This window comes from Paenibacillus sp. FSL R5-0912 (genome assembly GCF_000758605.1).
Lineage (GTDB): Bacteria > Bacillota > Bacilli > Paenibacillales > Paenibacillaceae > Paenibacillus_AQ.
In genome coordinates, this window is the sequence record NZ_CP009282.1 from 4,116,948 (window position 1) to 4,129,936 (window position 12,989).

General features: G+C 57.0%; 1 protein-coding gene and 1 pseudogene. Both read right to left on the reverse strand.

What is annotated here, in order from left to right:
• Positions 1–21 precede the first annotated feature (21 nt).
• Positions 22–9,264 carry an SDR family NAD(P)-dependent oxidoreductase gene (locus tag R50912_RS17395; protein WP_042236672.1) on the reverse strand — a complete coding sequence of 3,081 codons (9,243 nt, stop codon included), beginning with the start codon at positions 9,262–9,264 and terminating at the stop codon, positions 22–24.
• 145 nt (positions 9,265–9,409) lie between these two features.
• Positions 9,410–12,874 (reverse strand): annotated as a pseudogene (locus tag R50912_RS17400) (beta-ketoacyl synthase N-terminal-like domain-containing protein); the annotation flags it as partial.
• Positions 12,875–12,989 lie beyond the last annotated feature (115 nt).

Here is a 12,989-nt window from a genome sequence, read left to right on the forward strand (position 1 = left end):
ATATTCTGGCGCTTGCCCTCTTCAGACGGTTGCGGGTACTCCCCGCCGTTCTGCGTCTAAGACTGAGGCTCCTGTGAGCTTCAGGGTCAGCTCTTCCATGGTCATCAGAACCCGCGCTTGCGGATCAAGGATAGAGATGTCAACTGCCGTCAGCCCGTCACTCATCGTCCGCCACCGGGCGAGTACCTGAACATCCCGGGTCATCGGACCGAGCACCGTACATCTCAGCATCTTGCGGTATTCCACCTGGTCAGCCTGTACGGCCAGCTGCATCAGGCTAGCCAGCAGTTCTTCAACAGCTGAATAGTGAAGCAGCGCCCGGTTCTGCGCGGAGTCCAGAGTTTCCTTAAGGCGAACGCTGATTGCTGCCTGATGTGCGCCGGTCCGCAGCTCATGAATAGTCTCAATATGCTGAAAGGCGGTGGTATTAGGCTCAGGCCATGCAGCGGGCGCTCCCAGTTCAGCCATACGGAATGGCATTACTGCGGCTGCAGGTCTGTAAGGAGCTGCTGTGACTTTTCCCTGGGCACAAATAACATAATCGCCTTGCTCGTTGTCATAGCCTGTCTCACATTCAATGTGCGCACCAGCTTCATACAGGGAAGTCATAAGGCTGTCCGCCGCCACAGGCTGCGGCTGCACGCCCCAAATCACATCCTCAATCACATGGCAGGGCGACTCCAGTGACAGCTCTGCGGTGATACGGAACAGCTCGATAAAGGCTGTATTCGCCAGTCCGCTGTTCCTATCAGACGCCTGAAGGACCGTCTCGTACCGCTGCTTGCTGAAGCTGGACAGGTTGCGGTCCACCAGCGGATGCAGCTTGCGTCCTTCCCCGCCCTTTGCGGAAGCCGGCGATTCGGTCCGGGTAATCCAGTAACGCTCTCTTTCAAAAGCATAGGTCGGCAGCGGTATAATCCGCACTTCCTCGCCCGAATGCAGCTTCGGCCACTCAACCTCGGCCCCCTGCACCCATTCAGCTGCCACTTCTGCAGCATCTCCGGCCGTAAACACTGTCCCTTTCGTCCGCTTGGATACCTTGCCGGAAAAGATGTCTTCCAGGTTCTCACCGGCCAGATAGCTGTCCAGCTTCGCCTGTAATTCCGCGATGCTGGTACATACAAAGGCCAGGCGGCAGGTCATTTCTTCCCGTCCGGTCTGTAAGGTGTATGCGGCATCCGCAAGCGCGGTATCCGGATTGCCTTCCAGGAATGAGCGCAGCTTCACGGCCATTTGCTTCAGGGAATAAGGTGTCTTGGCTGACAGCACGATGAACTGAGCGCCGCTGCTGTGTCCGTTACCGGAACCAGACTGTGCCGAAGGCACACCCGCCTGGACTTCAGCGGTGTATTCCTCAATAAGCACATAGGCATTGGTTCCGCCGGCCCCGAAGGAACTGACACCGGCCCGCCTTATGGCTGAGCCGTCCGGTCCGGCCACCGTCCAAGGTGCCTGCTCATGCTGTACTCGGAAATAAGAATTCGCAAAATCAATATTGGCATTGGTCTGCTCCGCATGGATGGAAGGGGCAAGCTGCCGGTGTTTCATCTGCAGAAGCACCTTCGTAATGGAGGCAATGCCTGCTGCCGCTTCCAGGTGGCCGATATTGGATTTGACCGAACCGATGGCACAGGACTGCTTGGGCGGATTCGCTTCAGCAAATACCTGATTGAGCGCATTAATCTCGATGGGATCTCCCAGCTTGGTCCCTGTGCCGTGCGCCTCGACATAAGAGAGGTTGCTAGCATCCACTCCCGCCTGCTTCAGCGCCTTGGAGATCAGGCTGACCTGGGCATTCGGATTCGGAACGGTATACCCGCTGACCTTGCCGCCATGGTTGATTCCGGTCGCCTTAATCACGCCGTAGATATGATCTTTATCCTTAATCGCTTCGCTCAGAGGCTTTAAGAGAACGGCCCCCACCCCTTCGCCGGGGACAAAGCCGTCAGCGGCATCGCCGAAGCTGTGGCATTTCCCCGTCGGAGACAGCATCTTGGTCTGGCACATCAGCACATATTTATAAGGATGCAGATATAAGTTCACTCCGCCCGCTACCGCGAGGCGGCATTCTTTGTTCTTCAGGCTCTCGCACGCCGCATGAATGGCCGCAAGTGACGACGAGCAGGCGGTGTCTATCGCCAGGCTGGGACCGCTGAAGTTGAACATATAGGAAATCCGGTTGGCGATGGACCAGGGTGACACGTTCGGCATGGCCGAAAGATTGCCCCGTTCCCATTCCTCCGGTCCCCACAGCTGGTACGAATAGGTGGTCGCTCCGGCAAAAACGCCGATATTCGCGCCGTTCTCCTCCCCGTCCCGCTGCAGCTTCTTCTTGGTGTAGCCCGCATCCTCCAGAGCCGACCAGACCGTCTCGGCAAACATCCGTTCCTGCGGGTCCATGATCACTGCTTCCCGCGGCGCAATATTAAAGAATGCCGGATCGAACTTGTCCACATCATCGAGGAACCCGCCCCACTTGCTGTACATCTTGCCTTCCTGCACCTTCTCCAAGCTTCCGCCCAGATATTTCTTGTAATCCCAGCGGTCTGCGGGGATCTCGCGGATACAATCCCTTCCGCCAGCGATATTGTCCCAGAATTCGTAAATATCTCCGGCCAGCGGATATTTCCCGCTTAGACCGATAATTGCGATCTCTTCGCCCTTCCCGGCCGCCGCATGGGCCGTACCCCTTTGCCCGCCTTGTCCCGCGAAGGAGGTCAGTTCTTTCCATAACGGCGGCTGGGCGGCAGAGATTACCGGCTGGCCTGCCAAATCAGCGGTTGAAGAAGTAATAGTCTGCTCCATGGGCTCCCGGCTTGCCCCGTGAACGCGGAACAGCTTGTTCAAAGCACCGGTGTAGCGGCTGACCATATGTGCAGCGAGGCTCTTAAGGGTCTGGTATTCAAACAGCAGGGTCTTGGAAATCTCGCCGAGATCCTCTTCCAGCTTGCCGTTGAAATAGCCGACCATCACCGATTCAATGCCGTATTCTTCAAATTCGGCGGTAATATCAATCTCTTCCGGCTGAAGCTTAAGCAGTCCGCTGAACAGCTCCGTCAGGTAGTGCAGCGTCCGGTCCAGCAATTCAGTGTCAGACAGGCTGCTGTCTTCAAGCTGATCCGGGTGAATCTCCGCTTCCGCCGGATCAACGCGGTTAATCCGCTCCAGCAGCCTGCTTACGCGCTCCAGCTGACCGTATCCGACAATCAGCGGATTGATATTGCCCTGCTGGAGCAAGAATTCAAAAGCTGCGATGCCATGCTGCACAGGGAGCGGCGTCAGGCCGGTCTGCAGCTCCAGCATCCTCCGCTGTTCCGTGGTCAGCTGCATGCCATCTGCTTCCCACAGCGGCCAGGCCACCGAGAAGGTGCGCCCGGACCGTGCGCCTGCTTCGGCCAGCCGTTCGCGGTAGAGCGCGAATTCATTCATGAAGCTGTTCGCATAGGCGTAATCCGCCTGCCCGGGATTGCCTGTCTCTCCGGTAATGGAGGAGAACAGCAGGATGAAATCCAGCTTCTCCTCCTGTGCAGCCTGATCCAGATTCAGTGTGCTGAGGATCTTGGAGGAGATGACCTGGTCAAAGTCTGCCTGTTCTTTGTTCAGAATAAAAGCATCCCGGTGAATCCCCGCACAGTGCAGAATGCCGTCAATCCGGCCGTATTTCTGCTTCGCATAGCCGACAAGCTCCCGTGCTCGCTGTTCGTCTGCGGCGTCCGATACGAGGTATTCGGCAGAACCCCCGTGCGCCCGGAGCGCCGCGAGCTTCGCCTCCTTCTCCCGGTCCAGCGGCGAACGGCCGGTCAGGACAAGCTGCGCCTGCGCCGTTTCGGCCAAATAAGCGGCGAACACGCGCCCCAGCCCGCCAAGCCCTCCTGTAATGATGTACACACCGTTTGCTCTGACGGTTACCGGAGTGCCGGGCTTTGCTTCACTTCCGGCTTGAACGAGCCGCTTAACGAACCGGCCCGCGCTGCTGTATTGAACCTCTTGCTCCCCAGGGTCCAGCAGCAGCTCTTGTTCCAGAATGGAATGAAGCTCCTCCTGCGGCAGCGAAGCTGCCAGGGAGACGGTCTTGAAGTTGTAGTTCGGGCTTTCCAGGTGCAGCGTCTTGATGAATCCGCCCATTGAGGCATCCAGCAGACTGCCTGCATCCCCTGTCTCCCTGAAGGCATACAGCAGCCGGATGCCGGCCGCAGCCTTACTCTCCATCAGCGCCTGGGTCAGGAACAGCAGCGGGTATACGCTGTGGTTTAGCTTGTCGCGCGGCTTCATTGCAGCCGAAGCTGCCAAATATATAATCTGCGTCAGGCTTACACGCCGCGCCTGCAGAGATTCAAGCAGCATATGAATATGCTGCTTGTCGTCAAAGCGCAAGCTGTAGAGATTGTCACCGAGCTGGGCATATTGCTCCCCGGCGGTGACGAAGATCAGCCTAGCGCCCGCTGCGAAGCTGCGCTTGAAGTGCGGCAGCTCCTGCATATCATCCAGGAACAGCACTACATCACCCGTCAGATTTCCGGCCGTCTCCTGCGGACTTAGGGTCCATGCGGGGGTGTAATACTGGACGGTTTCCCGTTCCTGTACCTCCTGTACCTGAAGACCGGTAAGACGAACGCCTTGCATTATCCAGACCACTGCCCCATCTCCGGTTAATACAGCCAGTGTGTATTCATCCCCGGCAATGCGCTCGGCACGAATCACGAATTGCTGCAACGGCTTGTGCCGGAATGACATTTGATGGATGGAATGCAGCACCACCGGATGCTGCGGCTGCTCCAGCGCAGCGAGGGCCAGCAGAGTGTGGCAAGCTGAATTCACGGCCTCTGCGGAGAAGGAGTCCGCTGCCGGAGCTTCTCCCAGATCAACAAAGGCCAGCAAGATGTTCTTGTCTTGCCGCAAGCCGGTGACATGCTTCAGTCCGGACTCCATGCCATAGAGTAAGCGGAGTGCCTGCCGGGCCTGCTTCAGGACCGGCTCCCCTTGTCCTGCTTCCGGGATATCTTTCTTTGCATAGACCGCATCTACGTTCTGATTAGCCTCTTCAACTGCCTCACATTGAAAGACGACTTGCTCCCCGATCCGGATCTCGCCCGCTGCGGTTCCCCTGTCCGGGAAGATGTGAATGTCCAGTGCCGGTGGAAGCTGCTGCCGGTCCATCAGACCCGACCAGGCCATGTTCTCCAGCAGCAGCCCTTCCTGCTTATAACCGGCCAGCTCCAGTGCTTCCCGCGCAAACGCCAGCAGCCCGAAACCGTTCATATATTCTTGTCCCTGCCAGGTGTAGGGTTCATAGCAGCTGCTGATCACCGCAGACCGGGAAGAGAAACGGTAGCCGTCAATGGTGGACAGATTATGCTCGACCAGCTCTCCCATACCGGCAGCCTCCGGGACCAGAGCCGGGATGCGGATTTCCCGCCGCTTCACCTCGCTGACCCAATAACGGTTCCGGGCAAAGGGGTAGGTCGGCAGCGGAACTCTTGTGCAGCTGTCCGCTTCGTACAGCTTCCGCCAGTCGACATCCAGTCCCAGGGACCAGAGCTGGGCTATTTTACCGGTATTGCCGCCGTCCAGCAGCAGGTCTACATAAGAGATTCCCGCCTGACCCGCGTTGAACAGCTCGATATAATCCTTGAAGCCTTTGACATTGCCACGGTATACCTTGCCGCCCGGCAATCGGCCCTGATTGAATTCATCCAGTAGCGCTTTAAGCTCGGAGACCGAACCGGCAATGATCGCCAGCCTCTCTGCAAAAGACTCCCGTCCCACCTGCAGCGTATAGGCAATGTCCTTAAGATTGGCCGCTTCCGCTTCAGGCAACTCCAGATACTGTGCCAGCTTCAGCGCGTAAACCTTCAGCCGGTCCTCTGCTCTGGCAGATAAGACAATGATGTGCGGCTCTCCGCTGCCTTTGCTGTCTTGACTGCTGCTCTGCGGGGCCGGGATATATTCTTCCAGAATAATATGCGCGTTGGCTCCGCCTGCCCCAAAGGAGCTGACCCCTGCCCGGCGCGGATATTCCTTCTGACCCCCGCCTTCCGGCAGCGATACACGATCCCACGGACCCGCCTGCCGCTGCACATAAAAAGGCGTTTCCTCAAAGTTAATGTGGCCGTTCAGCTCCTCGGAATGAAGCGAGGGAACAAGCACACCGTACTTCATTTGCAGCAGCACCTTGGTGATGGCCGCGATGCCGGCCGCAGATTCGCAGTGTCCGATATTGGACTTCACTGAGCCGAGGGCACAAAACTGCTTGTCGCCTGTCCCCTCCTTGAAGGCCTTGACCAGTCCGCTGACTTCAATCGGATCACCGAGCGAGGTTCCTGTACCATGGGCTTCAATATAATTGACCGTACGCGGATGAATCCCAGCAGCCTGCAAGGTCTCCTGGATCAACGCACCCTGCATGGACGGATTCGGCACAGTATAGCCTGTGGTTTTGCCGCCATGGTTGATGGAGCTGGCTTTGATTACGGCATAGATATGATCGCCATCCTGTACTGCCCGGTTCACCGTTTTCAGTAGAACAGCGCCAACGCCTTCCCCGGGAACATATCCGTCTCCGCCTTCACCGAAGCTTCTGCACCGCCCATCACTGGCCGCGAACTTCTGCTGGCTTAGGAATATGTATTTATCGGGATGAATGGAGATATTCACGCCCCCTGCGATGGCAAAATCGCTCTCGCCCCGGCGGATACTGTCACAGGCAAGATGGATCGAAGTGAGCGACGAGGAACACATCGTATCCAGTGCGATACTCGGTCCATTCAGGTTGAGATGATAGGACACCCGGTTGGCAATCGACGCATAGACGGAGGATAGGGCGATTTTATTGCCGTCAATCTCGGCATCCAGGAGCTGATACTGGCCATACATCACACCGGCAAAAACACCGACCTTGCGGCTGCCAAGCGTACCCGGTGTATATCCGGCATCCTCAATGGCGCTGTAGGCGCACTCCAGGAACAGCCGTTCTTGCGGGTCCATAATCTCCGCTTCCCGGGGCGATATATTGAAGAACAAAGCGTCAAAGCGGTCTACATCATCAAGGAAACCGCCCCATTTGCAGTACATTTTGCCGAGCTGGTTCTTATCCGTAGTGTAATATTCGTCAATGCTCCAGCGGTCTGCGGGAATCTCGGTAATGCAGTCCTGCGCCTGAAGCAGGTTATTCCAGAAGGCTTGCAGATCCGGGGACATCGGGAATTTCCCGCTGACGCCGACGATCGCAATATCCTCATTCGCCCGGCTGCGGTCCCGGTGCCTGGCAGCCTGCACGGCGTTTGCGGAAGGCTGAATCCGCTTAGGCGGAATAGGCGTTTTGCCAGAGAGCTGCAGGCGCGCATCCGGGCGAAGGGCCTGCGGCGCAGCAGCCTTTTTGGGGGTCGGAGGATCAATCAGTCCGGCGAGTGCCTCACTGTGCTGTTCAGTGAAATATTCGCTTAATTCCCGCAGCGTCTGGTATTCGAACAACAGCGTTTTGGACAGCTCGCCGAAGCTGGCCTCCAGCTCCTCGTTAATGCTCATCGCCATAATGGAATCAAAGCCGATTTTCTCAAACGAATCATCCAGGCCCAGGGCATGCGGCGGAATTTTGGTGACTTTGATGAAAATACTCTTCAAATATTGCTCCGCGCCTTGCTTCAGCGCCTCCGTATCTATAGATATAGTGGGTGATGCTTCAGGCAATAATACTGCTCCGCCACCGGCAACCGCCGTGTCAGCCCTTGGCTTGTCCCTCTGCTGCGGATAATTGATTGCCTCTACCGCTTGCTCTATCCGTGCAGCGTCGCCATAGAGTACTAAGGCATTCTCCACCATTTGACGGCTGAGCTTATCGAACGCATCCACTCCCTCGGCTGTAGGCAGGACCGATATCCCTAGGTTCCTCCGCATAATGTCCAGGCTGTCCGCTGTCGTCATCATCCCGCCCTCCTGCCACAGCGGCCAGTTGACGGAGAGGATGTTTACACCGGCAGCGGCTCTTTTCTCATTGGCAAAATGGTCCATGAAGCTGTTGGCATAAGCATAATCGCATTGCCCCACATTGCCGGTCACGGCGGAGATGGAGGAGAACAGCAGCATGAACTCCAGCGGCTCTTGCCCAAACGCCTCATACAGGTTCTGCGTACCGGCAACCTTCGCGGCCAGCACCCGTTCAAACTCTTCCCGCTCCTTATGCAGGATGAAGGAATCGCTGGTCATTCCGGCACAGTGCAGGATGCCATCAAGCCGGGGGAAGCTGGCTTGGACTTCGGAGAGCAGCGCCAGGGTATCGGCTGGACTTGCCACGTCGGCACGGACATACCTCACCTGATTGCCGTTTCTGTGCAGCGCCTGCAGCTTCTCTTCCAGCGCACGATTCAGCGGCGTTCTTCCGGTTAGAATAAGGCTGGCCGAACAGGTATCCGCCAAATGGCGGGCTAGCGTGTAGCCGAGCGCACCCAGTCCGCCTGTGATGAGGTAGACCGGATGAGCTGCGGGACTTTGCTGCCGTACAGGGACGTGATCTGCCGGAGCAGTATACCGTTCAAGAACCGGCACATACCGCCGGGAACCCCGGTAATGGATTTCCCGGTGGCCGTTCAGCATGGAGCCCAGCTCCAGCAGCAGCTGCTCCAGCAGCTGCGGGTCAAAAGCTTCGCGGCCAAGATCGGTGGATACCGTCTTGTACAGCAGGCCGGGATTCTCGATCATGACGCTTTTCACAAAACCGTCCAGTGCAGCATGCACCGCATGATTCTCTGCATGTTTATATTGGAACAGGATATTAACCTTTGCGCGTTTTTTGAAGGAGAGCAGGGCTTTGGTCAGCGCAAACATTGAATATACACCGCTCTCCATGGCAGCATCCGTCTCTCCATCGGCCACTTCCTCCTGGGACAGGAGATGAAGAATGCTGCCGGGAAAACGTCCCTGCTGCTCCAGGCCGGACAGCAGCCGTGTATAATCCTCCTGACTCTGCAAAGGAGGCCTGTCCTGCCCAGTTTCCGCGCCAGTGCCGGCTTCATCCGCCGTGACAAACGTAAGCGACTGGAACAAGGAGGCAAACTGGCCGCGCAGCTTGGGCTCAAGACCCCTATCGGCTGCCAGAACGAGCACATGTCCGAGAGAATCCCCTTTAAGGTCTGTAAGCGGCTGTTCCGTCAAAGTCTTGGTGAAGGTTAGGCACACTTGCTTATCCGAGCGCTTAAGCGCCGCAATCTGCCGGAGGCCTTCCTCCTTGGAGATGGCTCCGCTGGCGATCCTTTCAATAATTGATCTCACTTAGATTCCCCCCCAGCATTCTCTCAACTTCGTCTACCCCGGCTTCTCCGTTCAGCAACTTGGTAAGCATCTCATCCAGCAGCGCAGTCCCCGCCAAAGCCGCCGAATCTGCTTCCGCCGCCCTCGTGTTCTGCGCCGAAGACGTCAAATCTCTTCCTGAAAGACAGGAGAAACGCACCGCCGGCTGGCCTGAGCTGTCGAGCAGCAGCAAATCGAACTGCATATCCTGCTCCTTCGCATAAGCGGCAGGCGCAACCAGACAATAGCTCACAGGTGTCAACGGTCTGTAGACCTCTACAGTCTGTAAGGCAAACGGAACAAAGGTTCCATACTGCCGCTGGCCGCTGAGCACCGAATACAATGCTGTCTGCATCGCTCCGTCAGCAAATCCGGGATGCAGGATATATTCCTGAAGCGGCATTTGCGTGTGTACCGGCAGTGTCAGCTTGGACAAGGTGCCGTGATCCCCGGTATATACCGCTTCAATGGTCCGCAGATTCGGGCCGTATTTCATTCCGTGAGCCGAGAACAGCTCATAACAGTCTTCGCGGTAACGGGTGTGGCTGGCTGTTTGGAGGATGCGCGGAATATCCACAGCATTCACATCCGCGGCTTCGGCTTCACCGTCCGTATAATTCACCGTACAGGTGCAGTACAGTACTCTTTGACCGTTCCCGTTCAGGGAATAGATACTGGCTCCTATCCCGTCTTCCTGGGCAACCAGCGCCACAAAGATGTCCTGGACATCCTTGTCTGCCGGCAGCTCCAGCGTTCTGCGCCATTTCACATCGTTCACCGACTGCACCTTCCACTCCCGGCTGGAGAGCGCCCCTGCCCGCCAGGCCATTTCGAGATAGACCACTCCCGGCAGCACCATCCGGCCTTGGACCACATGATCGCGCAGGTAGGCATCGGCTGCGCTTAAGCTTTTTTTGTAGCATTGCTCCTCAAATACCGATTCATTGGAATCGATGACCGCCGCCAGCGCTAAGGGTTTGCTGCTGAATACTGCTGCAGCGGCTTCCGCCGAGTTATACCAGTAGCGTGTCCGGTCGAACGGATAAGTCGGTAAGGAGATTCTGCCCGGCTTGCTCTGCGCATACAGCAGCTGCCAGTTGAAGCTCACCCCGCTAACCCACAATCTGCAGAGCTGGCTCAGCTTGCCGGACTGCAGCAGGGACAGCAGGAAGGCTTCCCCTTCCTCACTTTCCGAGAAAACGTCGCGGATCTCGCTGCCGGCGCTGATATTTCCCGCATAGACCTCGGAGACTTTGCGGCTGCCGGCCAGAAACTGGTTCAGCTTCTCCCTCAGCTCCTGCGTACCGGATACCACGATCGCCAGTCTTTCTTCCATGGGCTCCCGGCCAACCTGAAGTGTATAGATCAGCTCTTCCAGGCGGAAATCATAGACGGCCGTACGGTTCGCATCTATTGCGCTTTCCACATCTTCCGTTGATTCTGCCGTTCCCGCTCCAAGTCCGTGGCTGGCCGTAATGGCTGCAGAACCCAGCTGCTCCAGCAGATGACCGGCAATGCCTTCAATCGTGGCGCTGCCCGTCAGGAGGCCCATAGGCAGCCGGACCGGATAAGCTTCATAAAGAGCGTCCGCAGCAGCCATCAGCTCTTCTTTGGACAGGCCGTATTCCTCAATGGCCTCCTTGGCGCTGATGTATGCAGGCAGGAGGGCCGATTGCAGGAAGCAGGCGGTGATGTCGGCGATCACATATTTTCTAAGTGCAGTGCTGCTGATCTCTTCCGGCGCATTTCCCTGCCACACCGTGTGCAGATCAATGTAATCAAGGACATGCTTGGCATAAGCGTTCAGCCGGTCCTTGTTTTTGGCGGATAAAATAAAGATGTACGGCCCGCAGCCGCGGTCAATGTGCGGTGCGGACAAGACACTTTCCGGCTTCCCCATGTATTCCTCCAGGATGACATGCACGTTCGTGCCGCCTGCGCCGAATGAGCTTACCGCCGCGTAACGCGGGCATTCCTTGGACACGCCCCCCTCTTCAATAATGGCAGGCTTCCACTCTTCCAGGCGGCGCTGAACATAGAAAGGGGTCTCCGCAAAGTTAATATTCGGATTCAGCACCTCGGAATGGAGCGAGGGTACAAGCTGCCTATGCTTCATTTGCAGCAGCACTTTAATGATGGAGACCACCCCGGCCGCCGATTCCAGATGACCGACATTGCTTTTGACCGAGCCGATTGCGCAGTACTGGTTATCTGCCGTCCGGGTTCTGAAGGCTTTGGTCAAGCCGCTGATCTCTATCGGATCACCGAGCGCGGTTCCCGTTCCATGTGCCTCCATATAGCTGATATGCCGTGGATGGACGCCCGATTTGCGCAGCGCCTCCGCGATAATATTCGACTGCGCATTCGGATTGGGAACGGTGTAGCCGTTCGTCTTGCCGCCATGGTTGATCGAGGTTCCCCGGATCACCCCATAGATGTTGTCTCCGTCCTCCATTGCTTTGGCGAGCGGCTTCAGCAGCAGTGCACCCACCCCTTCGCCGGGCACATACCCGTCTCCGCCGCTGCCGAAGGCGCGGCATTTGCCTTCACTCGAGGCGAACCGCTGATTGCAGAGGAACAGATACTTATCTGGGTGAATGGTGACATTCACTCCCCCCGCGATCGCAATCTCGCTGTCTCCCCGGTAAATGCTCTCGCAGGCGAGATGCAGCGCAGTAAGCGACGAGGAACACATCGTATCCAGCGCAATGCTGGGCCCGCTCCAATTAAAGAAATAGGACACCCGGTTGGCGATAGAGGCATACGACGAGCTGAGTGTCAGGGTATTTCCTTTGGCGGTCTCCTCCGCTCCGTACAATTGATAGTGGCCGTACATGACACCGACGAACACACCTGTCTTACTGTTCCACAGGGATTGCCGGGTATAGCCGCCATCCTCAATGGCGCTGTGTGCACTCTCCAGGAAAAGGCGTTCCTGCGGGTCTAGCTGCTCCGCATCCCTTGGCGTCAGCTGAAAAAACAGCGGATCAAAGCAGTTATATTCGTCGATAAAACCGCCCCATTTGCTGTACACTTTGCCTTTCTTGCCTTTCTCCGGATCGTAGAACCGGCTGTGATCCCACCGCTGCGGCGGAATCTCGGAAATGCAGTCCACACCATTCTTCAGATTATTCCAGAATTCATCCAGGTTCCGGGCACCCGGAAAAACGCCGCTGATGCCAATGATCGCAATCCCCTCGTCCTTTGCCGGATGAGCCTGCTCCACTTCCTGGTCCCGGCTCTTGCCGGGCGTTACGAAGGATCTATATTTCTTCGAAGGTTCATCACTCTTCTTGTGAACCGGTGCAAGGTCTGCCGCCGGTACGGCGGGCTTAACCGCCTGGTGATTCTCGCGGGTCTGCCGGTACCCGGCCTGCCCTTCCAGCAGCTCCCGCTGATTCTGTACAAAATACCCGGCAAGCTCAGCCAAGTTACCGTATTCGAACATCAGCGTCTTCGGAAGATTCGGAAAATCCTTGTCCAGCAGCGAGTTGATCTCCATAATCGCCACCGAATCCACCCCGTACTTCTCCAGGCTCTGCCCCGCATTGATCCGGTCTGTGTCCAGACCGATGACCTGCGAGAGCAGCCCCTTCAAATACTGGACAGTATAGTCATGAAGCCCCTGGCCTCCCTGTGCCTCTGCATTTGATCCGGTTGCCCGCTTGGTGTCTGCTGGCACTGCGGGCTGGCTTTTCAGCTGCCGG